Below are 25,170 nucleotides of genomic sequence, written 5' to 3' on the forward strand. Positions count from 1 at the left end.
GGAAAAAGTTGATTTGTGAAGTCAGCTCGTTAGTTTTTATTGTACATCTTCTTCTTTTTTAATAAGAGGGTGCTGCAAAACCCTCTTATATTAATACATTTGATGCTTACTCTCCATTATAAATTTATATACTACACTCTAATTGCTCAAAGAAAATGTTAAATCACATTGTTTTTAATTCTAGTTTTGTTCCCGCTTTTTGCATTCCCTGTTTTAAGTGCTTTTTATTGGACGAAGGTGTGTTGGCAAGCTTGTAATTTTTTGCCCCTAAACGATACCCAGCTCCGAACGAAATAACTATACTAAAAAACAACTACATTTTAAGATTAATCACTTTACCATTAAGAGAAAATTGTTTTGCTTCAACTAACAAAATAGAATCCCAAATCTCTATTATAATATTTACTCCTGTGGAATATTTGCTACTCCATTCTTTCTCATTTTGTAAACTCAATTTAACTTCACTCAGATTTGGATCTTCATAATAAATCGTTGTTAATTCTAAATAATCTACTTTTTCTCTATCATAAAATGCAAATCTACGCTTTTCATCATCTTTAACATAATAAAACGATGACACTTCTATCAATACTAATTTATAATCTTTTATCACTCCATTATCAATTACCTGCAATGTAAATTTAATACTATCATTTAACAAATCTATATGTGTCTCTAAAATGGTAGCGCCCCATAAATTATCTAATATAGACTGTATATTAATACTATTCATGTAGCTTTTCATCCTTTTCTAACGTTTTTTATTTAATGTATGACGTATTTGCTTATAAGACTTCCTTAATTAATTAACACGTGATTTGCCTTTGTATCCTTTATAAGCACTATAGCCACTTATCGCTACAGGAATAAGCCAAGGTGCCTGTCCATCTGGATTTGTCAGCATCACTGGATTATTATCACCATACGTATACCCATTCTGCGTTACAGAGGCATCCTCTTCACCCAGATCATGCCCCATACAAAATCCCTTCTTTACTTTATTATATATTTTTCCCATTCCTGTTAGTTCTCATAAAAAATACAAACCTTTTTAATGAGGTTTGTATTTTTTATCTACTATTCAGTTATCTTGTCTTTGTCCATACACCGTTTGCATCTACCCAGTATTTGCTATCAACCCACGTATTTTTGCTCATTTTTCCAGTAGGTGGGAAGAAAGAATACCACTTACCATCTATCTCTTTCCAACCTGCTGCCCTTACTCCATTTTCATCAAAATAATACTTTTCACCCTCAAGAGAAATCCACCCTATTGCCATCGAAGCATCATTTTGCAAATAATAGCCCTTACCATTATTGAACATCGAACCTATTACCGCTTCACCTTTTGTATTAAAGTAGTACCATTTTCCACTATCTTGTAGCCACCCAGTTACTTTTACACCGTTCTGGTTTAAATAATACAGTTTACCGTTTTCTATTCTCCATCCTGTTTTTCCATTCTTCCAGTCAGACATCATTGCACCGTTTTCTTTAAAACCATACCATTTACCATCAATGAAATGTTTTCCTACTGCCATTGCACCATTAGAGTGTAAGTAATACCAATTTCGATCTTTTTGTAACCAACCGGTCACCATAGAACCACTAGCGTTTAGATAGTACCATGTATTATTTACTAATATCCAATCTGTCGCCATGGAGCCTTCTGCATTTAAGTAATACCAATGACCGTTTACTAACGCCCATCCTTTCATCATGGAGCCACTTTCTTTCAGGTAATACCACTTGCCATCTACTAGCGTCCAACCTGTTTTCATTGCTCCATCTGCACTTAAGTAATACCACTCACCATTTACTAACGTCCAGCCTGTCACCATAGATCCATTTTCTTTCAAGTAATACCACTTGCCATCTACTAGTACCCAACCTGTTACCATCATTCCGTTGTCATTCAAGTAGTATTGTTTTCCATTTTCCTTAAACCAACCTGTCACAAATTCCAATTTTTTCTCATCAAAATAATACCAGTGTCCTTGTGTTTCTCCATATCCCTTGAAATAATTCCAACCAACTACTGGCTCCAATAACGTAATGTTACCGCTGCTCAGTTCTTCCATGCTTTCTCTCTCTGAGCTATCTAGTGGCTCATGAACGTTAGAGTTATATGCTATTAAGCCCAAAACTCCTGAATGGATCATATCAATCTCCCAAGTTCCAACCTGCTCAAAATCAAAATAAGTATTTAATACACCTTCATACAAATCTGTTTCCGAATTATATTTTAAATTTACATACTCATAAACTTCTTCTTCCTCTTCATCTAAATAAGGAAGGATATACTTGATGCTTATATCAGAACCTATGCCATTTGGATTATTAACCTTGACGGTAACTTTCACTTTCATTTCATTACCAAAAGAAACCTCACTTGGCGTTACATGAACACTATCGATCCAATCACTCTTGTTTTCTGATTCTGCACCAACTTCTTTACTAAACACCACACTCATCATAACCATGACTACAAGCATCATCGCTTGCATCAAAATTTTCTGCCTCGTACCCATATATATGTAGCCTCCTGCATCCATAAAATTGTGACTTTCAGGGTGGAAAACAGACAAGTCTAGAATAATATAGTAAACTCCAAAACTATCTTACCATTCTTTTTTATTATCCATTAAAAACAGAACATCCGTTCAATCCCCTTACATAAATTAAAGGATAAGAATAAAAAAAACAAGATAGATTTTACATGTAGAAACACTTTCATTTGTAATTACGAAAGTATTCCTACAATTTCTCGTAAATCATTTACAGACTACCTTTATATCCCTTATATTAAAAGTAACTATATACAAATACTACACAATGTGTAAAAATCACTTAATAAATCATACATGTGACAAAGGATTAGAAAGGACTTATAAAGAGTAAAAAGTAGTGACCATGAATTCTGATCCTCTCAAAAACCTTTTATAAGTTATCATTTTCAATCATTATGAAAAATACCACTATTAATAATTCATGAACAGTTTCTATGCCTTCAATAGCGATCACCATACATAACAATTTCTTTATCATACATGTATCCCACGTATCCAAATGGATTCTCTGCTGCGATACCTTTTGCGTCACTCTTTAATACGTTCCACCATGCATCATATTCATAGTTTACGACAACTTGTCCATTTGGGTCTGTCATCGCTACTACGTCACCACTTGGGTTGTAGTGATAGAATAACGTTTGTCCTTGTGCTTTCATTGCTAGACGAACGCCGGCCATTGAGTATACATATTAACGAAGTACGTTTCCACTACCATCTGTCTCGTATAACGGATTAATACTGTCACCATCGTAGAAGTAACGTGTGATTTTTCCATCTACTTCTTTTTCGAAACGAAAAGAGCTCGTTCATGTCGAACGAGCTCTTTTCATCAATTATTTTTCTTATAATTACAATTCTCAACCGGAACACGAGCATGCCCTTCTTCATCCGTACACCATGACTGCGACTGGAATGCAAGAAAGATACCGATCCATTCTTCTTCCTTTTCAAAATGAATGAGTATTCCTCCGTCTTGCCATATACCATCATCACCTTGCCATTTTTCCACATTTCCTTGATTCATATGAATATCATGTATACCGTTTCCTGGTTCAAAATGAAAGTAAGAATCGGGTGTATTTTCTTCTGGCCCCCATCTTTCACCGAACGCGTAAATAATCGTACTTTCTTCTATCGCTCGCTTTATATACCGCTCAATTTTTTCATTTAAATCATTATCAGCTCCTGCTTTTTCAGGTGGTAAAGGGATCATTTGATTTGAGTCAAATAGATTTCCTCTTACATAATCTAAAGCTACTTTCGGTTCATTGTTTTTTATTTCTGTAAAACCGAATGGTAATGTCGGTAAAATATGAATCGCCTCTGACCTAATATTGTTACTCGCAAAATATAAAACTTCCGACGGATAACTTTGCGATTTCACGTTAATTGCAATACGATAATCTACTCCTGCTTCGCCTTGTAAATGAACTTGATAATGAGGTGTTTTCCCTTTTCCAATCTTTGATTGTATAACTGTACCTTTTAACACACCGTAGTTTTTTAGGGGCATACATTTCATCTCCTATTCATTTAGTAGAAGCTTTTCATACTTAAGGCATTATCCATATAAAAAGAAAATCCTCCTTTTTCAGGAGGATTTTCTTATTTTCTCAACATATACCAAAAAATAACCTCCACCACTACAAGTAACACCGCACCAAAGATCATTAACGTCGTCTTCTTTAATAGTTCATTTTCACGATACGGGATATTACATAAATAAGCACCTAGTGTAATGCGTGATGGACAAGCGATTGTCGCCACTGACGATGCGGTGTTTTGAAGTGTTGTGACGTATTGCCACGGGAGTGCTACGTTTTGTGCTGTTTGCATTTGTAGTTTTATAAACATCGCATTTGATCCTGCGTTACTACCTGTTAAAAAACCACCGATACTACCGATGAACGGAGCAACGAAAACGAAAAAGGTACCAAATGTTTCACCAGCTGTTTTTGCGAGTAATGAATGCATGCCAGATGCACCCATTAGTTCTGAAATGGCGATAAACATCGTCGTCGTAATCGCAAAAGGAATCCATTGTTTTATCGTTTGCAAGAGTGATTGTTTCATAATATGAGATGGAATGCGGAAGAAAATAATTGTAAATAAACAAGTCATGCCGAGCCAAAAACCTGGTGAATATAGCATTTCTAATTTGTAAGAATATGATTTTAAATCAAGGACTGCATATGATCTGAACAAATCATGTAATGGTGGAACGAGGCGAGAAAGTAAAATACAAACTGTTAAGAAGATATAAGGGCTAATAATTTTTATAATGGATACTTCTCTCTCCGTTGCCGCAGCATGTTCTGTTATAAAGGTTTGCTCATTTTTCCCTTTTAGTTTAATGATAAGAAAGCCAAATGTAATTGTAACGATAGAACTTAATATACCTGCTAGTTCAACACTTACGTATGCGTTAGAAAGATAGATTCCGAGAGAAAATAATAGAAAGAATCCTATCCCTTCCTTCCACTTTTCTATAACTGCCTGAAAGCCACCGACAACGTATAAAGAAAGGATGATAAAGTATGCGAAAATCGGGATGCTTAATAATGCTGTATTTGTACCAAGAGTTGTGAGCGGCATATTTATAAGCTGCGAACCGATAATCGTACCAGTTGCCATTGCGCCCCATGAACTAGCTAGTAAACCAATAAATGAAAGTAGTACAGCTTGAAACGGTTTATAGCCTAATGAAAGAAAGATAGGTGCTGCAACCATAAAACCAATACCGAATCCACTTACTGATTCAATTAGTGGACAAATACCAAAGCACATAAGAAGCATTTGTAATAAGCGATCATGAGTAACTTCTTCTAGAAAACGAGCTACTTGATCGATGTACCCCATTTTGTTCATGAGGTGAAATAAAAAAATACCAAAAAATAAAACGTACCCGACAATAAAACAAATTAACCAACCTTTAATCGTTGCATGCACAGTTTCACTTATCCTTAATTGAAACGTTGGAGAGAATAAAACGATTCCAACAGACACCGCATAAGAAATTAATGAGGACCTTAATGACGTTTGTTTAAATAAAAATAAACAAATGAAAATCATCATAATTGGGATAAGTGCCAACAATATGGCCATGTTATCATCTCATTTCGTTAAAAATACAATTTTTAACTATTATATAACAGATGTAATATTTTTCAATTGTTTTTACAACAGAATCAAAAAGAAGCCGTTTGGCTCCTTTTTGATTCACTCCCATTTTCTATTATCCTCAAAAACCGTCTGCTGTCCGATTATTTTTCCTAACACAACAAACACAATGTAAGCACATATCGCTTGCAGTACAATATTCCCAAGTTTCATTAATGAAAATGAATAAATCCATTGAAATAATTCATTTAATAATACAATCGAAACGATACTAAATAGTTCTATACTAATTGAAAATGTACATACTTCTAAAATAGATTGCTCTTGAATCCGATTTAAGTTGGAAAAGATGAATACATACCCTACAAATAGAGCCATCAACTCTATTTTCGTCATGCTAATAAGCCAAGCGTACAGTGGTACAGTTAAAAGAAGATATAGTAGTTTACGTCTTAGCATGCTTTCTCACCCTCTAAATTATATGTATTTTCTGTATATTTTAACATTTATTACGCAAAACAAAAAGAAGAGACTTACGCCTCTTCTTTTTGTTTTGTTGCCTGTATTAATTCACATATTTCTTCTCGTTTTTCATTTTCTAACAGCTCAATAACTTTACTTCCAACGACAACTCCGTCACATATTGTAATCATTTCTTCTACATGTTCCTTTGTTGAAATACCGAACCCTGCCACTACCGGTAAATGCGTATGTGATTTTACTTTTTCTAAGTAACTATGAATTTCCTCTTTAAAGTTTTGACGCACTCCCGTTACGCCCGCTACTGTAACTGCGTAAACGAATCCTTCTGATTCACTCGTAATTTTTTCAATTCTTTCAATAGGACTCGTTACGGTAACGAGTGGAATTAGCGCAATGTTTGCCTCTCGAAGTAACGGGGCAATAATATTTTGTTCTTCATACGGTAAGTCTGGAACGATAATACCGTCCACACCTGCCTCTAAGCATCTCTCAATGAATTGTTCTTTTCCGAATGCGAGTACTGGATTTACATATGTCATGAGTACAAATGGAATTTGCACTTCTTTCCTTACTTCTGCTAACGCTTGAAAAATGCCTTTTACTGTTACACCGCTATCTAGCGCTCGTTTCCCTGCTCTTTGGATCGTTGGACCATCTGCGACTGGATCTGAAAACGGAATACCAATTTCAACGATGCTTGCTCCTGCTTCGTCTAAAAAACGAATTCTTTCTTTTAATTTTTCAAGGCCACCATCTCCGCCCATTACGTACGGAATAAATGCTTTCTTACCATTTTCAAATACTGCTTTAATTTTTTCTACTCCCATTTTTTACACCTCTTCCATATAACGTTTTATACTCTCTACATCTTTATCGCCGCGGCCAGATAAACAAATGACAAGCCCTTCGTCCTTCTTCATTTGCGGCGCTAATTTTAATGCATATGCGACAGCATGCGAGCTTTCTAAAGCCGGAATAATCCCTTCTTTTTTCGTTAATAATTGAAATGCTTCTAACGCTTCATCATCAGTAATGGAATGATAAGAAACGCGGCCAATATCTTTTAGCAAGCTATGTTCTGGCCCAACACCTGGGTAATCAAGTCCTGCTGAAATAGAGTGTGCTTCTTGAATTTGTCCTTCTTCATTTTGCAGAAGGTACATCATCGATCCGTGTAAAACACCAACGCTTCCTTTCGTTAAAGTCGCTGCGTGCTGTTCTGTATGAACGCCTTTCCCTGCTGCTTCTACGCCGTAAAGAGCGACTTCTTCATCGTGTACGAACGGATAAAACATGCCCATCGCATTACTACCACCGCCAATACAAGCAACGACTGCTTCTGGTAACTTTCCTTCTAACGCCTCATATTGTTTTTTCGTTTCTTTCCCAATTACACTTTGGAAATCACGGACAATTTGTGGGAATGGATGTGGCCCGAGAACAGATCCCATAATGTAGTGCGTATCATGCACATGTGAAACCCAGTAACGAAGCGCCTCGTTTACCGCATCTTTTAATGTTCCGCTACCTGCCGCTACACTTTCTACTTTCGCTCCGAGTAACTCCATTCGAAACACATTTAATTTTTGACGTCTCACATCTTCTTCCCCCATAAAGATGACGCATTCTAATCCAAGTAGGGCACATACAGTAGCGGTTGCCACTCCGTGTTGTCCAGCCCCTGTTTCAGCGACAACTTTTTTCTTGCCCATTCGTACTGCAAGAAGTGCCTGACCAATTGTATTGTTAATTTTATGAGCTCCTGTATGATTCAAATCTTCACGTTTTAAATAAATCTTTGCACCGCCGCAATACTTCGTCATATTTTCAGCGAAATAAAGCGGTGTTTCTCTTCCGACGTACGTTGTTAAATAATGATTTAATTCCTTTTGAAACGCTTCATCTTGCATCGCTTCTTTATATGCTTCTTCTAGTTCTAATACAGATTGCATTAACGTTTCTGGAACGTATCGTCCTCCGTATATACCGTAGTGGCCTTTTTCATCTGGATATGCGTAGTTCATTTGGAACACTCCTTCGCTTTTTTAATAAATTGTTTTATTTTCTTTAAATCTTTCTTTCCTTCTGTCTCCACTCCGCTACTTACATCGACCATATACGGCTGAATAGTTCGAATCGCTTCTTCTATATTAAGAGCGTTTAATCCACCAGCTAATATCGTTTTCTCTCGCAACTCTTTTGGCATATGCTCAAGTAGTGCCCATGAAAATTTCTTTCCATTTCCTCCGTGAAACTTTTCTTTCGGGCTATCAAACAATATATAATCCGTTTCATATGTTTGAGCGTTTTTCATATCAGCCTCTGAAGTTACTCCTAGCGCTTTTGTAGACGGAATATTCAATCTTCTAATTTGATGATTATCTTCATCCCCATGTAGTTGCACATGCGTTAACCCGCATTCATCTGCAATTTTCTGGATCTCTTCTACTGATTCATTTACGAAAACACCGACTTTTAATACGTTTGCTGGAATCTCCTGAATGATTTCTTTCGCTAGCCTTGGAGTGATTTTCCGCTTACTTTCTGCAAAAACAAATCCGAGTGCATCAGCTCCGTATTCACAAGCACGTTTTGCCGTTTCAACATCAGTGATGCCGCAAATTTTCACTTTCATATGTTCACCTTACAATCTTCAAAAAAGGTACGAATAGAAGATGATGTCATGAGTGCTTCTCCAACTAATACACCTTTCGCTCCAGCTCGTTTGACACGAATAATATCTTCTTTTGAATGAATCCCGCTTTCACTAATCCAAAGTAATTTCTCCTCGTTTAATCGTTTTCCAAGTTTTTCTGTTTGGCTTAAATCGACTTCGAATGTTTTTAAATTACGGTTGTTAATACCGATAACGTGCGGATTTAATTGGATTGCAATTTCTAATTCCTGTTCATCATGAACTTCAACGATCGCTTCTAATCCTTTTTCTAGTACGTAGCTATAAAGCTCTTTTAACTTTTCTTTCGTTAACGCCGCTACGATTAATAAAATAAGATCTGCACCAGCTTCATACGCCCTATCAATTTGGATTTTATCGATTATAAAATCTTTGCATAAAAGCGGAATGTTACTTTCTGCTCTTGCAGTTTGTAAATCGTGAAACGATCCTTTAAAAAATTGACCGTCTGTTAAAACGGAAACTGCTCCTGCACCGCATTCTTCATATGTTTTCACTTGTTTTCGTACATCAACGTGTACATTAATATCTCCTTTTGATGGTGATGCTCGCTTTACTTCTGCAATGACAGTAAATTGCTCTAAAGCTTTTACGAGTGAGTATGTTTTTCTTTTTGCATTGCCTGGTATATATGTTTCATATAGCTCCGCAACTTCTTTTTTCTTCTGCTCTACAATTTTGTCTAAAATCGTCCCCACCTTAATTCACCCTTTCTAATTTTTCGTTGCTTGCTGTAATTAATAAGTTTAGTTTGGCTAATGCTTTTCCAGAGTCAATGCTATGTGTCGCTAGTTTAATTCCCTCTTCAATCGTTTCCGCTTTTCCGTTTGCGAAAAGTGCAAGCCCCGCATTTAATAAAACGGTATCGCGGTAAACACTCTTTTCTCCATTTAATACGCCGAGCGTAATCTTTGCATTTTCTTTTGAATTCCCGCCTCTAATTTCTTCGTTTTTCACTTTTGAGAAACCATACTTTTCCGGATCGATACTCATTTCTACTATTTCATTATCTTTTAAAAGGGCTACGTGATTTTCTCCCTGTAATGATGCTTCATCTAAAAAACCACTTCCATTTACGACAAGCGCTTGTGTCCGCCCTAACTTCTGTAATACTTGCGCAACTGGTAATAACATATCTCGTTTATAAATACCGACAAATTGTGTTTCTAAGTTAACAGGATTCGTTAAAGGGCCAATTAAGTTAAAGATTGTCGGCACATTTAATTCTTTTCTTATTTTCATAATGCGCCTTAATGCTGGGTGCATCGCTGGTGCGAATAAGAAAGCGATACCGACATGCTCTAGTAAATAATCAATTTCGCTTGGCGTACTGCTAATATTTACACCGAGTTCTTCTAATAAATCCGCACTTCCTGTTTTACTAGAAACAGCACGATTACCATGCTTTGCCACCTTTACACCTGTTCCTGCTAGTACGAATGCCGATGTTGTACTTACATTGAACGTTTGGGCACCGTCACCACCTGTTCCGCAATTGTCCATCGCGCCTTCTATATGGTTTGAAAACGGCAATGCTTTTTCACGAAGAGCACGAACGAGGCCATATATTTCTTCTGCTGTTTCACCTTTCGCTTTCAATAATACTAAGAAAGCTGCTACTTCACTTTCCAATATGTTGTCACTTAATAAAAGAAGTCCCGCTTCATACATTTCTTCTTCTGTTAAATGTTGTCCCTCCACTAATTTACGAAGATAGGTATTCATACTCTCTCCTCCTCTTTTACTTCTCCTAAAAAAGCACGTATTAACTTTCCGCCTTCTTCTGTTGCGATTGATTCTGGATGAAACTGTAACCCGAAAAGCGGATAATAATTATGACGAACCGCCATTATTTCTCCATCATCCATAGCAGTTGCTAACACATCAAAACATTGTGGTAAACTCGCTTGCTCTGCAACAAGCGAATGGTAGCGCATCGCTGTTAGTGGCTGCGTCGCGTACGAAAAGATTGACGTTCCGTTATGTTTCACACGCGATGTTTTTCCGTGTTTAATGTGCTCCGCTCTTACAATTTCCCCTCCAAATGCCGATATAATTGCCTGATGGCCGAGACAAATCCCTAATATGGGAACGTTCTTATAGAAATGACGAATAACTTCGATACAAATACCAGCATCTTCTGGTTTTCCTGGTCCTGGTGAAAGCACAATTCCTTTTGGATTCATCTCTTCTAACTGTTCTATCGTTATTTGATCATTTCTTACGACTACAATTTCTTCTTCGTATTCGCCTAACAGTTGGTACAAGTTATATGTGAACGAATCGTAATTATCGATGAGTACAATCATTTCATTACCTCCAAAAGTGCCCTCGCTTTATTTAACGTTTCTTCATATTCAGCTACCGGATCTGAATCGTAGACGATACCTGCTCCTGCCTGAACATATGCTTTTTCATCTTTTACAACCATCGTTCGAATGGCGAGCGCCATATCAAGATTTCCTGAGAATGAAATATATCCAACAGCTCCGGCATATACATTTCTTTTTTCATGCTCTAACGTATTGATAATTTCCATCGCTCTAATTTTCGGAGCTCCCGAAACCGTCCCCGCTGGTAAACAATACGCTAATGCGTCAAATCCGCTCATCAGTTTTCGCAATGTTCCGTAAACTTCAGATACAATGTGCATGACGTGAGAATATTTTTCAACTTTCATATATTTATCTATCGTCACAGATCCAATTTCACTCACTCTGCCAATATCGTTTCGTCCAAGATCCACAAGCATCATATGCTCTGCTCGTTCTTTCTCGTTTTCTAACAGTTCTTTTTCAATTTCCGCATCTTCCTGCTTTGTTTTCCCTCTCGGTCTCGTACCCGCAATTGGATTTGTCATCACTTTATCGTCTCTAACTGATAACAAGCTTTCTGGTGAAGAACCGAGTACAACATAATCTTGAAAATCGATATAAAACATATATGGTGATGGATTCGCAATGCGAAGCTTGCGGTATAAAGCGAAAGGATCACCTTTACACTCGCTTTGCAAACGCTGAGATAGTACGACTTGGAATATGTCCCCTGCTCGTATATGCTCTTTCGCCGTTTCTACCATCATGCAAAACTCTTTTTCCGTTATAGAAGAAGTGAATGATAATGTTGATTGTATGTCCTTTACTTCCGCTTCTTCTCCTTTTAGCACTTCTTCTTTGTATACTTGCAACCTTTCGTATACTTCTTCATAATCTGCTGAATCATCTTGCCCGCATACATATACAAACGACAACTTTTGGCGTAAATGATCGTAAACGATAAACTCACGATATAGTAAAAGGTGTACTTCTGGAATATTTAATGGATCGTGTAAATCTGCTCCAATGTTTTCATACTGCCGAATGACGTCATACCCTATATAACCAACTGCTCCTCCGCAAAATGGGAATGGGCTCTCTACTTGCGATGATGCAATTACCCCTTCTAACACTTGCAGTACGTTACCTTGCAACCTTTCTGTTTGCCCATATGTCGTTCGTTCGACTTCCATACCAATGCTTTTCACTTCTCCATACGGATTACAACCTAAGTAAGAATAGCGCCCTTTATCTTGATGAAGCTGTGAGCTCTCTAATAAAAACTTCTTCTTCCCTGTCATACGTCTATATAAAGAAATTGGCGTAATGCTATCTCCTTCTTCTTCAGCGATTACTAAAAATGTTTTTCCTTGTTCTTTTTGCTTCATAAATTCCTCTTTTGTCATCATGCCTTTCACCTCACTCTGAAAAATAAAAAAGTCCCCTACATATCGAAATATGTAGAGGACGATAAATTTACCGTGGTACCACCTCATGTTGGACGCAAAAGCATCCCGCTTTATTCAGGTACAAAATATATACCTTATCCTTGTAACGGCGGAACCCGGGTTGCCTACTGAATAAAATTGTTCAGCATACCTCTCGTAAGCCCATTCCGTATATGGCACCGTACCGGGCTCCCACCTGTCCCCAGCTCTCTGTAACGTCTCCAAATATACGTACTCTTCTTACTTAAACGATTTAACATATTTAATTTTTTGTACACAAAAAGGGAGTACTCATCCTATAGAAAGGACGGGTACTCCCGTGGTGCCACCTTAATTCGTTACGAATGTAACGCACTTTACCGTATCAAAAACAATACGTGTCTCTTGTATCGATGAGATCATGTCGCCAAAGCCTACTTCTTTCGTTTCGGTTTGGAAGCTCCGAAGCCCATTCCACATCAATCCCATACTGATTCGCACCAACCATCAGCTCTCTGACATGTTCATCATGTGTACTCTTCTTCATCAACGCTTGCATTTTTTTAAGTTGCACTCATTATAGACTTAACTTTTTTCACAAGTCAATACTTTTTTCGGAAAAATATTTTTCCCTTCTTTCAATATTATATTGACAAAACAACGTGTTTTTATGTAAATATAATAAATACTCTATTAAAATTAAGGTTTTTTCGGCTAAAATTTATATATTAAAAAAGTAAAACGATGTCAAAAAACGCTTACATTTCTGAAAATTCATATTTGTATATGGATTTTTCAGAATAATCATGATAGATTATAAATATGCAAAATGCATCAAAAGACATGACAAAAGAAAGGGGAACTACATGAGTACGCAGATGTTAACTTTAACTTCTATCTCTATTTACATGCTCGGGATGTTAGTAATCGGCTATTTCGCCTACAAACGAACATCCAACTTAACAGATTATATGCTTGGCGGTCGTACACTAGGCCCCGCAGTAACAGCATTAAGTGCTGGAGCATCCGATATGAGTGGCTGGCTTTTAATGGGATTACCCGGTGCAATGTTTAGCGTTGGATTAAGTAGTAGTTGGATTGCAATTGGCCTAACACTAGGCGCATACGCAAACTGGCTATATGTCGCTCCTCGCTTACGTACCTACTCTGAAATTGCAAACAACTCTATTACTATCCCAGAATTTTTGGAACACCGTTTCCACGACAAATCTCACATGCTACGCTTAGTATCCGGACTTGTTATTATGATTTTCTTTACTTTCTATGTAGCTTCAGGGTTAGTTTCAGGCGCTGTATTATTTGAAAATTCATTTGGTATGAACTATCATATTGGATTATTCATTGTAGCAAGCGTCGTTGTAGCTTACACATTATTTGGTGGTTTCTTAGCAGTAAGTTGGACAGACTTCGTGCAAGGAATCATTATGGTAGTTGCTCTTATTCTTGTTCCTATCGTAACAATTATGAATGCAAACGGACTTGGACCTGCATTTGATACAATTCGCTCTGTAGATCCAACACGTTTAGATATTTTTAAAGGTGCCTCCACTTTAGGAATGATTTCTTTATTCGCATGGGGCCTTGGTTATGTTGGACAACCTCATATTATCGTACGCTTTATGGCAATTTCTTCTGTAAAAGAACTGAAAAGCGCACGAAGAATTGGTATGAGCTGGATGATTTTCTCTGTTGTCGGAGCTATGTTTACTGGTCTTATCGGTATTGCCTACTATTCACAACAAGAGTTGACATTATCTAACCCAGAGACAATTTTCCTTGAGCTTGGAAAAATTTTATTCCATCCACTTATTACTGGATTTTTATTAGCTGCGATTTTAGCTGCAATTATGAGTACAATTTCATCTCAACTTCTCGTTACTTCAAGTGCTGTAACAGAAGACTTATATCGCACCTTCTTTAAACGCTCTGCTTCTGATAAAGAGCTTGTATTTGTCGGTCGTATGGCTGTTCTTGGTATCGCATTAGTTGGGTGCGCATTAGCGTTTAAACAAAATGATACGATTTTAGCTCTTGTTGGATACGCTTGGGCTGGATTTGGTTCTTCATTTGGACCAGCTATTTTATTAAGTCTATATTGGAAACGCATGACGAAATGGGGCGCACTTGCTGGTATGATTTCTGGTGCCGCTACTGTTATAATATGGACTCAATTTAAATTCTTAACAAACTTCTTATATGAAATGATTCCTGGTTTCACAATTAGTTTACTAGCAATCGTAATCGTTAGTTTACTAACACAACCTTCAAAAGAAGTTGAAGAGCAATTTGAGAATTTCGAAAAACAACATAGTGATAGTCTATAAAAAAGAAATCTCTGCTGTTATCGTAACAGCAGAGATTTTTTTACAGTTCGACAATCTTCTTCTCAAATTTAACAAATTCTTTATGTTTCGTTAAATTTAACATAACACTACTCCTTTATAGTATTAGTATTAGCACTTATACAGAAAGGGGACTCCAACATGTTAGCAGCTTTCCAGCAACAACATATAAGAAAATATTCACCTATTACAAATACTTCTGCTTCTCGTTTAAACATTCAACCTAATCCACCCAAAATTTCAATTGCTCCTTCTGTTATTTCCGTTATCGGTATTCATATGCAAAAAAATAAGTTGAAAATAAAAACTGGACAAAGTGCGGATTTATCAGCTTCCGTTTTGCCAATGCAAGCAGCAAATAAAGAACTTATTTGGACAAATATGAATTCTGACATCATTACCATATATCCAAAAGGAGATACGGTAACGATTACTGGAAAAAGTGCAGGAAGAGCAGTCGTAATTGTTACAACTGCTGAAGGAAAATTTCGTGACCTATGCGTCATTCATGTACAACCTTATATGACAAACCCAAAGTAAAAGAGTGGCTACGAGGCCACTCTTTTACTTTATTTCAATGTGGGGATTTTTACTTTTTACGAGATTGATGAATTGTTCTTTATCTTTAGGAGAAATAATCTCTGTTTTATGTACGCCGTAAACAATTTCAAGTCGATCGAATGATAATGCGTGAGCTGCTATTGGGTTTTTCGTATTTGAAATTTGTTTTATATCTCGTATAAATATACATTTTTTTACGAGACCTGATCTAATAGTAATTGTTTCTTCCCCGACAATATATTTTGTTGAAAACCAACTCCAAATAAATACTATTGCCAATGGAATTGTAAAAAACAAAAGAAAATATTCTCTCCCTGCAAATATTGGAGCAAAACAGGCGCCTAAAATAATAAAAAAGATTGAATATAACCATGCGTCTTTTTTGATGGAAATTCCACTACACTCCCCCCTTCTTCACCTAAATTTCTACAAAACAAAAAGAGAAGTATCTTAACTTCTCTTTTCTCCGCTAACATTATAATTCCTGTGTATACACTGGCTCGTTCACCACATTTTTTGCTGTTCTTTTTTGTTGCTGTAATAAGAAAACAGATACACCAAACAATACGAGCGTGCTGCCGATAATTTGCATTGCGTTTAATTTTTCTCCCAGTAAGAAAAATGCTAGTATAGACGCCCCAACTGGTTCTCCTAAAATACTCATCGAAATTGTTGTTGCATTTACGTAGTTTAATAACCAATTATTAATGACATGTGACACTGTCGGTACAATCGCAAGTAAAAGAAAAACGGTCCAGTCCCACTTCGTATAACCTGTAAAAGGCACTTGCAGCACGATATTATAAATCCCCATAAAAATACCTGCGAATGCAAAAACTGTAAAGCTATAAATCCAGTGTGAGACTTTCTTTACTGTCGTTTGCCCGATAAATAAATAACCGACAACCGCTATTACACTTAAAAAGGATAATATATCTCCATAAATTGCTTGTTTACTTAAACCTAAATCTCCCCAACCAATACACATTACACCTAATATAGCGATACCCATCGTTGCAATGGCTGAGTAGGTTGTTCTTTCTTTAAATAGAAAAAAACCTCCAACTAAAGACACGATCGGTTGAAGTGCTAAAATAATTGTCGAGCTAGCAACTGTTGTATGCTTTAAAGACTCAAACCATAAAAGAAAATGTAGCGCTAAAAAGAATCCAGATCCAATTAAAAATCCCCAATCTTTTATTTGAATCTTCTGGAACTCTTCCCGCTTCTTCCAAACGATAGGCAGCATAATAAGTACAATAATCCATAAACGATACATACTTAAGATGGAAGATGGTGCTGAGGACATCTTTACAAAAACTGCTGCGAATGAAATAGCTATAATGGAAATGGCTAACGGTAGTGCAATTGATCTTTCCTGTTTCAAATTCTGTCTCCCCTCTCACCTGTCAAAAATCCCACTTCATTATATCCGTTTTCTTTCCTAACTTAAATACTAATTTTTTAGATTCTTCGTACCATTATGGTAAAATAGAAATTAAGGCACCTATTAGTGAATCGTTCTTTCATTTTCACTATAAGCGTCGCCCTTACAATCATTACAGTAAATTTTTATTTAGGGGGATCTACATGAATCAAACAATAGGGAGAATTGAGGAAATTTCATTTTATAGCGCATCACTTCAAGAAGATGTTACGCTTTTAGTTTACTTACCAGTAAATTACACGCCACTGCACAAACATACAGTTGTAATTGCACAAGATGGTAGAGATTATTTTCAGCTCGGTAAAGCACACCGTGTAATTGAAAGCCTTCGTGAAACTGAAGAAATTGACCGCACAATTATTGTCGGTATTCCATATAAAAACGTACACGATCGTAAGGAAAAATATTTCCCAAGCGATGTAAAGAATGCTGCTTATATTCGTTTCCTTGCTCACGAGCTTGCTCCATATATCGATGAAAATTATCCAACGTATCAAATGGGTAAAGGTCGCGTTTTAATTGGAGATTCTCTTGGCGGTACAGTTTCCTTTATGACTGCACTTATGTATCCGCATACATTCGGTAAAGTTGTTATGCAATCACCATTTGTTGACGAAACAGTAATGAACTTAGCAAACGAATTCAAAGATCCACAGGCTTTAGAACTTTATCACGTCATTGGTACAGAAGAAACAGCTGTAAAGCGCACTGATGGACAAGTATCTGATTTCGTAGAACCGAACCGTGAGCTTAATACTCTTCTTACAGATAGAAATTTCATCACGCATTACGAAGAGTTTGAAGGTAATCATACTTGGAAGTATTGGCAGGCTGACTTACCGAAAGCCTTCTCTCATATTCTATCAATGAAATAATAGAGAGCAGTGTTCAGAATAATTTGATATAATAGATAAAGAGATTTATTTTTCTCAAAATCTAACTAGACTTACAAAGGGAGGAATTGGAACATGAAATTAGGCATTGTAATTTTTCCATCTAAAATGATTCAAGATAAAGCGAACGGATTGCGTAAGCGTTATGATCCGCACTACGCATTAGTTCCGCCACATATTACATTGAAAACACCCTTTGAGACGCAAGATGAACAATTAGAATCGATTGTAAACGAGCTACATACAATCGCAAATAAAACGAACCCTTTCACCCTTCATGTCGGAAAAGTTGGTTCATTCGCACCTGTTAATAATGTTCTTTATTTTAAAGTAGAAAAAACACCTGAACTTACTTTCTTAAATGAAGAAATGCATAGCGGATTATTCACGCAAGAACGCGAATACGCTTTCGTACCTCATTTAACAATCGGACAAGGTTTATCAGATGCAGAGCATGCTGATGTATTAGGTCGATTACGTATGAAAGATTTCTATTATGAACAACCAATTGATCGCTTCCATCTTCTATATCAATTAGAAAACGGAACATGGACTGTACACGAAACATTCCACCTTGGAAAGGGGAACAACTAATTTGCACGCACAGATCGTACAAACAGACGAACAACTAAGAGATGCATTCTCTGTACGTAAGCAAGTATTCGTGAATGAACAACGCGTTTCTGCTGAAGAAGAGTATGATGAGTTTGAAGAAACATCAACACACGTTGTTATATATGATAATGATGTTCCAGTTGGTGCTGGTCGTTTTCGCACCATTGATGGAATAGGAAAAATGGAACGCATTTGCGTACTAGCTTCCCATCGTAAAAAAGGCATTGGAAAAATTGTAATGGATGCACTTGAAGCATATGCAAAAAAAAACTCGCTACCAAAATTGAAACTTCATGCCCAAACACATGCTGAAGATTTCTATAAAAAACTTGGATACGTAACGAGTTCTGATGTATTTATGGAAGCAAATATTCCTCACATCGTTATGATAAAAGAATTGTAATTTGAAAACAGGAGGTAGCCCCTCCTGTTTTTTACATTGCTATTTTCTTTTTCTTCCGCTAAAGTTAAATGTTGATGCTATAGTTTTGAAGGTGAATATATGACACAAGAAAAATTTTCACAAAAATCGTTAACACACGCTGATATTCCGCGTGCCACATATCATATTCCGAAAACATCTACCCATTTAATTATGGAAGAAGATGCAGATGCGGCGTATTTCCGCGCTCTCGAACAGCAAAATGTTTTTCTAAACGAAAAGCAATTAGAAGCTGTGCGAACGACAGAAGGTCCTGTTCTTACATTGGCTGGTGCCGGAAGCGGAAAAACATCTGTTTTAACAACCCGCGTTGGTTATTTAGTAAATGTAAAACAAGTTCATCCACGGAATATTTTATTGCTTACATTTACACAAAAAGCGGCTGAAGAAATCCGAAGTCGTGTAGCAAATTTACCAGGTATGAATCGTGCCACAAGTAGCTATGTTGTTGCTGGTACATTCCACTCTGTCTTTTTAAAATTGCTTCGTAGCCAAGGATATAATCAGCAAATTTTAGCAAATGAAAAACATAAACAAATTATGATAAAGAAAATTTTAAAAGAATTACGTTTAAAAGACGGTTATGATGCGGAAACGATGCTCGCTATGATTTCTCTTGAAAAAAACAACTTAAATCGTCCGAAAGATGTAAAAGCGAAAACACCAGTTGAACAAGAATTTAAAGAAGTATACGAACGTTTTGAAGAGGTAAAACAACGATATAATTATATCGATTTCGACGACATCTTATTAGAAACATATTATATGTTAGAAAATAACGCTCCCTTACTTACTCAATTACAACAACGTTTTCACTATATTGAAGTAGATGAGTTCCAAGATACATCGTATGCACAATATGAAATTGTAAAATTGTTAGCCACGCCAAGAAATAATTTATTTATCGCAGGTGATGATGATCAAGCGATCTATGGCTGGCGAGGAGCAAGTCATCAAATTATTTTATCTTTCCCAAAGGAATTTGATAATACAACGATTATCGCGCTTAATACGAATTATCGATCCAATCCATTTATCGTTGGACTTGGAAATGAAGTTATCAAACTAAATCAAGAGCGTTTTGATAAAGAGCTATATTCTGTTCGTGAAGAAGGTGTACAACCATTTTACGCACGACCAGCTACAACTCTTGATGAAGCAAATCAAATTTTACAGCTCATTCAAGAGAAAGTAGATAGTGGCGAACGAAACTATAAAGATTTTTGTTTACTGTATCGCACACATTCTGTAAGCCGTTCGTTACTTGATCAGCTTACAATTCATAAAATCCCGTTTATTAAACACGGTGCGAGTCAATCCTTTTACGAGCACTCTTTAATTAGACCTGTATTAGATCATTTACGACTCGTGATTGAACCGTTTCGCCTAGAATCTCTTTCTAACATATTGCCAACTATGTATATCGGCCGAGATGAGTGCATTTCCTTTATTGAACGTGAGCAATGGAAATATGGTGAAGGTCGTTTCCCTTCTCTTCTTCATTTCTTATTATTAAATCCGAGCTTGAAACCTTTTCAAGTAAAAAAGGTAAATGAGCGCATTGATTTTATTAAATTTATAAAAGAACTAGAACCGAAAAAAGCATTAAAAGAAATTATTCATGGTAAAGGAAAATATTTAGAGTACTTACAAAATAACGATCGTTCTTCCTTTACGATGCATAAAGACATCCAAGAAGAAATGTTAGAAGAATTAATGGAGTCTGCAACTCGTTTCACCGATATTCCAGCTTACTTACAATTTATTGACGAGGCGATTCAAGGTCAAAAAGAAATGGAAGCATTAAAAACTATGCCGCAAAAAGATGCCGTTTCGCTTATGTCCATTCATAACGCAAAAGGCCTTGAGTTTCCATGCGTCTTTTTACTTGGAGCGAGCGATGGTATTTTGCCGCATACTTCTTCTTTAAAAGACGCAAATGACCGTGTAACGGAAACTTCTGAAGCATTAGAGGAAGAACGACGATTACTCTATGTCGCAATTACACGTGCGAAAGAAGAACTTTACATTTCTTCTCCGCAATTTTTCAGAGGAAAGAAATTAGACATATCTCGTTTTTTATATACTACAAGAAAAGACTTACCTGAAAAGACATCCACTAAATAAGGATGTCTTTTCTCGTACTCCCCCCTCCTATTCAAATTACCTGCTTTTATCATAAGAATTAACGTAATATCAACCATATCCCGTTCATATTGTAATAGTGTATGTCAGAACTCACGATAAGGAGTGAACATAATGAGCTGCAATTGCAACGAAGATAATCATCACCATGATTTTGATTTCAACTGTGTATCTAATGTCGTTCGTTTTATACATGAATTACAAGAATGCGCAACCACTACATGTGGATCTGGTTGCGAAGTTCCATTTTTAGGAGCACATAACACTGCATCAGTAGCGAATACACGTCCTTTTATTTTATACACAAAGGCTGGAGAACCTTTTGAAGCATTTGCACCATCAGGAAGCCTTGTTAGCTGTAGAACTCCAATTTTCCGCGTTGAAAGCATCGATGATGATGATTGTGCTGTGTTACGTGCATTAGCTGTAGTATTAGGTGATGGCTCCTCTGTACCACCTGGTGACGATCCAATTTGTACGTTTTTAAATGTACCAAATGCAAGGTTAATATCAACCCCTGCTTGTCTTACGGTTGATTTAAGTTGCTTCTGTGCTATTCAATGCTTACGTGATGTTACGATTTAAAACTAAATAACGATTTAAGCATGGATTGGGTGGCAGAAAATTCTGCCACCCAATCCATGCTTAAAAGGTATTATTATGTATTTTTTATAAAATTGGGAACTTGTCTAGAACATAGAACCTGTCCTTTTCATTAACTGAAAGTAGAAACAGATAAAGGAGTGAAAAACATGTTCTCTTCTGATTGCGAATTTACTAAGATTGATTGCGAAGCGAAACCAGCTAGTACACTACCTGCCTTCGGTTTTGCTTTCAACGCTTCTGCACCTCAGTTCGCTTCATTATTTACACCATTACTATTACCTAGCGTAAGTCCAAACCCAAATATTACTGTTCCTGTAATAAATGATACAGTAAGTGTCGGAGATGGTATTCGAATTCTACGAGCTGGTATTTATCAAATTAGTTATACATTAACAATTAGTCTTGATAACGTTCCTACGGCACCAGAAGCTGGTCGTTTCTTCTTATCATTAGGTACGCCGGCTAACATTATTCCTGGATCAGGTACAGCGGTTCGTTCTAACGTTATTGGTACTGGTGAAGTAGACGTATCCAGTGGTGTTATTCTTATTAACTTAAACCCTGGTGACTTAATTCAAATCGTACCAGTTGAATTGATTGGAACTGTAGACGTCCGTGCGGCAGCATTAACAGTTGCACAAATTAGCTAGTAAAAAGCGGTATTTCTAAAACAGGAATACCGCTTTTTTATATTTATAATAAAAAACACTCACAGTAACATGAGTGTTTCATTCTTCATATTGTTTTATTTTGTTCTTCTTTTTCCCGCAATTACATCCCTTTTTCTTCACAAATCCTTGTTGTTGCAATTGTTCTTGATATGCCTGTTGTTGTGCTTGGTGTTGTTGCTGTATGTGATACCACTGCTGCAGGTCATATAAATTTTGCCTTGGATTATTGCTCACAGCAAACATCTCCTCTACTGTCAATTCTGTCTATTCACTATATGAACAACTCCTTATTTCCGTTCCCTCATTCTTTTAAACTCCGCTTTTTCTTGATGTTATTAAAATATATTATTCTCCCATAAAATATCCTGTAATTGTTTCAATAATTGCTGCTGCACCTGCGATAGCTAATAATGCAAGTAATGGCTCCGCAACGATCGGGATCCAATTATATAAAACTAATAAAAAAGCACTAACCCATACACCTGTACACCAATAACAACTTAATAATTCTCCAATCCATTTTCTTAATCCTTTACCTTTTACTTTTGTAAAAGTCGATACGCTTCCATCCGGCTCCGTAATCTCTAATTCATCAATAAACTGTCTTCGCAAAAAGGCTGTAATTTTATCATAAACAATTAAACGAGTGAGCCTAAAAGCAGCTAACGCGAATATAAAAAATAAAAGCCAGCTTGTAAATAGCATGAATCCACCTTCCCTTATCTTCTTTCGCCTATTTAAAAAAAAAGGTCTTGAGATTGTGACCAAATCTCTCCGACTCCAATATCTTATTAATGTAAATACAAACAAGAAGATAAGGAGTGACATTAATGAGTTGTAACGAAAATAAACACCATAGCTCTTCTCATTGTGTAGTTGACGTTGTAAAATTCATCAATGAATTACAAGATTGCTCTACTACTACGTGTGGATCTGGTTGTGAAATCCCATTTTTAGGAGCACACAATACTGCATCAGTAGCAAATACACGCCCTTTTATTTTATACACAAAAACTGGTGAACCTTTTGAAGCATTTGCACCATCTTCAAGCCTTACTAGCTGCCGATCTCCAATTTTCCGTGTGGAAAGCGTAGATGATGATAGCTGTGCTGTCTTACGTGTGTTAACTGTAGTATTAGGTGACGGTTCTCCTGTACCGCCTGGTGACGATCCAATTTGTACGTTTTTAGCTGTACCAAATGCAAGATTAATCTCGACATCTACTTGTATTACTGTTGATTTAAGCTGCTTCTGTGCGATTCAATGCCTACGCGACGTTACTATCTAATAAGTTAAGTAAACTAAAAAACTATTGGGGTGGTAGAAGCTTTCTACCACCTTTACATATTTAAAAGCCGGCCATATCAATCGATTTGATGTCTTCTATAGATAACCGAACATCTCTCATACTATTTGGTGGCATAATGGATACAATGCCATTACGATACGATATAATCGATCCTATATATGAGACGGTAGTCGTTCTTATCCTACATCTTACTTTCGGAATGTAATGAGGACGATTTAATAAAAAATGAATTTTTTCTTCATTATCCATATCCTTAAATGATTTATTATATGGGACGGCTCTCACTTGCTGTTGTTCTTCTTGCTCTTCTTGTTTCTCTTCTTCTATTTTTTCTTCTATTTGCTGCTCTTCTTGTTCTATCACCTCTTCCACAGCACTACTTACAACATTTTCGTTTCTATTACTTTTCTCTTTTCGGTCCTCATCTTCAAAATTCGTTAATATAATTCGTTTTATTTTCGGTGCAGCAAGTTCTAAATTTACTTGCGCAATATATAACAACGGTTTTCCAACTGTTGAACTTTTATTTTTATTCTTCACACTCGTCCCTCCCACTTCCATACGTCGCTGAATAAATCGTGTACTATTATAGTTATATTCATAACGTGGCAAGAACTTTCGTTAAAAATCGTTCTTTCTGAGAACAATAAAAAAGGACAGCCTCAACGTTTAGAGACTGTCCTTTAAAAACTATAATTAATATTTATCCTAAAATATGATATCCTGAATCAACGTGAATATTTTCTCCTGTTACACCGCGTGCTAAATCACTGAATAGGAATACTGCTGTATCTCCAACCTCTTCTGGCGTTGTAGTACGACGAAGTGGTGCACGCTCCTCGATTTCTCTTAAGATTGAGTTGAAATCGCCTACACCTTTCGCAGATAACGTACGAATTGGTCCTGCAGAAATAGCGTTCACACGAATGCCATGTTGGCCTAAATCGTTCGCTAAATATTTTACGCTCGCTTCTAATGAAGCTTTCGCAACACCCATAACGTTATAATTTTTCACAACGCGCTCACCGCCAAGGTATGTTAACGTTAAAATATTTCCGCCTTCTGTCATTACTTTCTTCGCTTCTCTTGCTACAGCTGTTAAAGAGAATGCACTAATATTTTGTGCAAGTAAAAATCCATCGCGAGAAGTATCTACAAATTCACCTTTTAAATCATCACGATTTGCAAAAGCAATACAATGTGCTACACCGTGAATTGTACCAACTTCTTGCTTAATCGTTTCAAAGCAAGCTGTAAGTTCTTCATCATTCGTTACATCACAAGGTAATACAAGTGATTCTTGTCCTTCTAATGTGTCCGCTAATTCACGAACATTTCTTTCTAAACGTTCTCCTGCATATGTGAATATTAATTTTGCACCTGCATTATGCAAAGAGCGAGCAATTCCCCATGCAATACTTCTTTGGTTCGCAACGCCCATAACAACAAATGTTTTCCCTTGTAATAGTTCCATGATATATCCTCCCAGAAATACTTATACTTG

27 protein-coding genes, 2 pseudogenes and 2 other annotated features are annotated in these 25,170 nt (G+C 36.5%); of the genes and pseudogenes, 9 read left to right on the forward strand and 20 right to left on the reverse strand.

Going from position 1 to position 25,170, the window contains the following annotated elements:
- Nucleotides 1–313: 313 nt before the first annotated feature.
- The 14 genes and pseudogenes from JDS92_RS02855 to trpE all read right to left on the reverse strand — a co-directional run bounded on the left by JDS92_RS02855 (nt 314) and on the right by trpE (nt 12,595).
- Complete coding sequence (locus tag JDS92_RS02855; protein ID WP_001084724.1) at nt 314–733, reverse strand: YxiG family protein; 420 nt, start codon at nt 731–733, stop codon at nt 314–316.
- Nucleotides 734–802: 69 nt separating this feature from the next.
- Complete coding sequence (locus tag JDS92_RS02860) at nt 803–979, reverse strand: hypothetical protein (RefSeq protein WP_000509719.1); 177 nt, start codon at nt 977–979, stop codon at nt 803–805.
- Between the two features lie 106 nt (nt 980–1,085).
- Nucleotides 1,086–2,531 (reverse strand): hypothetical protein, encoded by a 1,446-nt coding sequence (locus tag JDS92_RS02865; RefSeq protein ID WP_199631474.1) that lies wholly within the window; start codon nt 2,529–2,531, stop codon nt 1,086–1,088.
- A gap of 494 nt (nt 2,532–3,025) precedes the next feature.
- A pseudogene (locus tag JDS92_RS02870) lies at nt 3,026–3,367 on the reverse strand (RHS repeat-associated core domain-containing protein); the annotation flags it as partial.
- Nucleotides 3,368–3,402: 35 nt separating this feature from the next.
- Nucleotides 3,403–4,086: a DUF2278 family protein gene (locus tag JDS92_RS02875; RefSeq protein WP_001128599.1), complete on the reverse strand. Its 684-nt coding sequence runs from the start codon at nt 4,084–4,086 to the stop codon at nt 3,403–3,405.
- A 92-nt stretch (nt 4,087–4,178) separates the two neighbouring features.
- Entirely contained in the window at nt 4,179–5,678 is a 1,500-nt protein-coding gene (locus tag JDS92_RS02880; RefSeq protein ID WP_199631475.1) for an L-lactate permease, read from the reverse strand.
- Between the two features lie 114 nt (nt 5,679–5,792).
- Nucleotides 5,793–6,152 (reverse strand): DUF4029 domain-containing protein, encoded by a 360-nt coding sequence (locus tag JDS92_RS02885; protein ID WP_097953234.1) that lies wholly within the window; start codon nt 6,150–6,152, stop codon nt 5,793–5,795.
- Nucleotides 6,153–6,226: 74 nt separating this feature from the next.
- On the reverse strand, nt 6,227–7,003 hold the full coding sequence (gene trpA, locus JDS92_RS02890; RefSeq protein ID WP_000537847.1) for a tryptophan synthase subunit alpha: 777 nt from the start codon (nt 7,001–7,003) through the stop codon (nt 6,227–6,229).
- Nucleotides 7,004–7,006: 3 nt separating this feature from the next.
- Entirely contained in the window at nt 7,007–8,200 is a 1,194-nt protein-coding gene (trpB, locus tag JDS92_RS02895; RefSeq protein WP_001105043.1) for a tryptophan synthase subunit beta, read from the reverse strand.
- Nucleotides 8,197–8,811: a phosphoribosylanthranilate isomerase gene (locus tag JDS92_RS02900; protein ID WP_097957193.1), complete on the reverse strand. Its 615-nt coding sequence runs from the start codon at nt 8,809–8,811 to the stop codon at nt 8,197–8,199. Before JDS92_RS02900 ends, trpB begins: the two co-directional genes overlap by 4 nt.
- Nucleotides 8,808–9,569 carry an indole-3-glycerol phosphate synthase TrpC gene (gene trpC / locus JDS92_RS02905; protein WP_087970710.1) on the reverse strand — a complete coding sequence of 254 codons (762 nt, stop codon included), beginning with the start codon at nt 9,567–9,569 and terminating at the stop codon, nt 8,808–8,810. The genes JDS92_RS02900 and trpC overlap by 4 nt, the downstream gene beginning before the upstream one ends.
- Nucleotide 9,570: 1 nt before the next feature.
- The gene (gene trpD / locus JDS92_RS02910; RefSeq protein WP_199631476.1) at nt 9,571–10,596 is read right to left on the reverse strand and encodes an anthranilate phosphoribosyltransferase; all 1,026 of its coding nucleotides are present in this window, start codon (nt 10,594–10,596) and stop codon (nt 9,571–9,573) included.
- A complete protein-coding gene (locus JDS92_RS02915; RefSeq protein WP_199631477.1) occupies nt 10,593–11,180 on the reverse strand; it encodes an aminodeoxychorismate/anthranilate synthase component II in 588 nt (195 codons plus the stop codon). Before JDS92_RS02915 ends, trpD begins: the two co-directional genes overlap by 4 nt.
- Complete coding sequence (trpE, locus tag JDS92_RS02920) at nt 11,177–12,595, reverse strand: anthranilate synthase component I (RefSeq protein WP_199631478.1); 1,419 nt, start codon at nt 12,593–12,595, stop codon at nt 11,177–11,179. The genes JDS92_RS02915 and trpE overlap by 4 nt, the downstream gene beginning before the upstream one ends.
- Before the next feature lie 51 nt (nt 12,596–12,646).
- Nucleotides 12,647–12,892, reverse strand: a binding site (T-box leader).
- A gap of 42 nt (nt 12,893–12,934) precedes the next feature.
- Nucleotides 12,935–13,172 (reverse strand) — a binding site (T-box leader).
- A gap of 307 nt (nt 13,173–13,479) precedes the next feature.
- On the opposite strand from trpE, the gene putP reads away from it, so the two are divergent.
- Both putP and JDS92_RS02930 read left to right on the forward strand, forming a co-directional pair.
- Nucleotides 13,480–14,958: a sodium/proline symporter PutP gene (gene putP / locus JDS92_RS02925; protein WP_000107200.1), complete on the forward strand. Its 1,479-nt coding sequence runs from the start codon at nt 13,480–13,482 to the stop codon at nt 14,956–14,958.
- Between the two features lie 159 nt (nt 14,959–15,117).
- Entirely contained in the window at nt 15,118–15,516 is a 399-nt protein-coding gene (locus JDS92_RS02930) for an Ig-like domain-containing protein (RefSeq protein ID WP_097957189.1), read from the forward strand.
- A 24-nt stretch (nt 15,517–15,540) separates the two neighbouring features.
- Here the strand turns inward: JDS92_RS02930 and JDS92_RS02935 are convergent.
- Together JDS92_RS02935 and JDS92_RS02940 are read right to left on the reverse strand one after the other, a co-directional pair.
- Nucleotides 15,541–15,935, reverse strand: a pseudogene (locus tag JDS92_RS02935) (PH domain-containing protein).
- Nucleotides 15,936–16,012: 77 nt separating this feature from the next.
- Nucleotides 16,013–16,924 (reverse strand): DMT family transporter, encoded by a 912-nt coding sequence (locus tag JDS92_RS02940; protein ID WP_000808240.1) that lies wholly within the window; start codon nt 16,922–16,924, stop codon nt 16,013–16,015.
- 203 nt (nt 16,925–17,127) lie between these two features.
- Here JDS92_RS02940 and JDS92_RS02945 point away from each other — a divergent pair, with 203 nt between their 5' ends.
- The 6 genes from JDS92_RS02945 (at nt 17,128) to exsF (ending at nt 22,335) form a co-directional block, all read left to right on the forward strand.
- Nucleotides 17,128–17,859 (forward strand): alpha/beta hydrolase, encoded by a 732-nt coding sequence (locus tag JDS92_RS02945; RefSeq protein WP_199631479.1) that lies wholly within the window; start codon nt 17,128–17,130, stop codon nt 17,857–17,859.
- Between the two features lie 93 nt (nt 17,860–17,952).
- Nucleotides 17,953–18,471 carry a YjcG family protein gene (locus JDS92_RS02950; protein WP_000765873.1) on the forward strand — a complete coding sequence of 173 codons (519 nt, stop codon included), beginning with the start codon at nt 17,953–17,955 and terminating at the stop codon, nt 18,469–18,471.
- A gap of 1 nt (nt 18,472) precedes the next feature.
- Entirely contained in the window at nt 18,473–18,895 is a 423-nt protein-coding gene (locus JDS92_RS02955) for a GNAT family N-acetyltransferase (RefSeq protein ID WP_000543300.1), read from the forward strand.
- Between the two features lie 99 nt (nt 18,896–18,994).
- Nucleotides 18,995–21,061 carry an ATP-dependent helicase gene (locus JDS92_RS02960; RefSeq protein WP_199631480.1) on the forward strand — a complete coding sequence of 689 codons (2,067 nt, stop codon included), beginning with the start codon at nt 18,995–18,997 and terminating at the stop codon, nt 21,059–21,061.
- 132 nt (nt 21,062–21,193) lie between these two features.
- Nucleotides 21,194–21,664 carry a spore coat protein CotY gene (cotY, locus tag JDS92_RS02965; protein ID WP_016108021.1) on the forward strand — a complete coding sequence of 157 codons (471 nt, stop codon included), beginning with the start codon at nt 21,194–21,196 and terminating at the stop codon, nt 21,662–21,664.
- A 167-nt stretch (nt 21,665–21,831) separates the two neighbouring features.
- Complete coding sequence (gene exsF / locus JDS92_RS02970; protein WP_000492940.1) at nt 21,832–22,335, forward strand: exosporium protein ExsF; 504 nt, start codon at nt 21,832–21,834, stop codon at nt 22,333–22,335.
- Between the two features lie 78 nt (nt 22,336–22,413).
- Here exsF and JDS92_RS02975 read toward each other — a convergent pair whose 3' ends face one another.
- Nucleotides 22,414–22,599, reverse strand: a complete 186-nt coding sequence (locus JDS92_RS02975; RefSeq protein ID WP_199631491.1) for a cytochrome C oxidase subunit III — start codon at nt 22,597–22,599, stop codon at nt 22,414–22,416.
- A gap of 102 nt (nt 22,600–22,701) precedes the next feature.
- A complete protein-coding gene (locus tag JDS92_RS02980; protein ID WP_199631481.1) occupies nt 22,702–23,061 on the reverse strand; it encodes a DUF1360 domain-containing protein in 360 nt (119 codons plus the stop codon).
- A gap of 125 nt (nt 23,062–23,186) precedes the next feature.
- On the opposite strand from JDS92_RS02980, the gene exsY reads away from it, so the two are divergent.
- Nucleotides 23,187–23,645, forward strand: a complete 459-nt coding sequence (gene exsY / locus JDS92_RS02985) for an exosporium assembly protein ExsY (RefSeq protein WP_001277750.1) — start codon at nt 23,187–23,189, stop codon at nt 23,643–23,645.
- A gap of 60 nt (nt 23,646–23,705) precedes the next feature.
- Here the strand turns inward: exsY and JDS92_RS02990 are convergent, their stop codons facing one another.
- Nucleotides 23,706–24,227 (reverse strand): CotO family spore coat protein, encoded by a 522-nt coding sequence (locus tag JDS92_RS02990; protein ID WP_080119760.1) that lies wholly within the window; start codon nt 24,225–24,227, stop codon nt 23,706–23,708.
- A 142-nt stretch (nt 24,228–24,369) separates the two neighbouring features.
- Nucleotides 24,370–25,140 (reverse strand): enoyl-ACP reductase FabI, encoded by a 771-nt coding sequence (fabI, locus tag JDS92_RS02995; protein ID WP_000421885.1) that lies wholly within the window; start codon nt 25,138–25,140, stop codon nt 24,370–24,372.
- Between the last annotated feature and the right edge of the window lie 30 nt (nt 25,141–25,170).

It is taken from the genome of Bacillus cereus group sp. N12 (assembly GCF_016483575.1).
GTDB lineage: Bacteria > Bacillota > Bacilli > Bacillales > Bacillaceae_G > Bacillus_A > Bacillus_A toyonensis.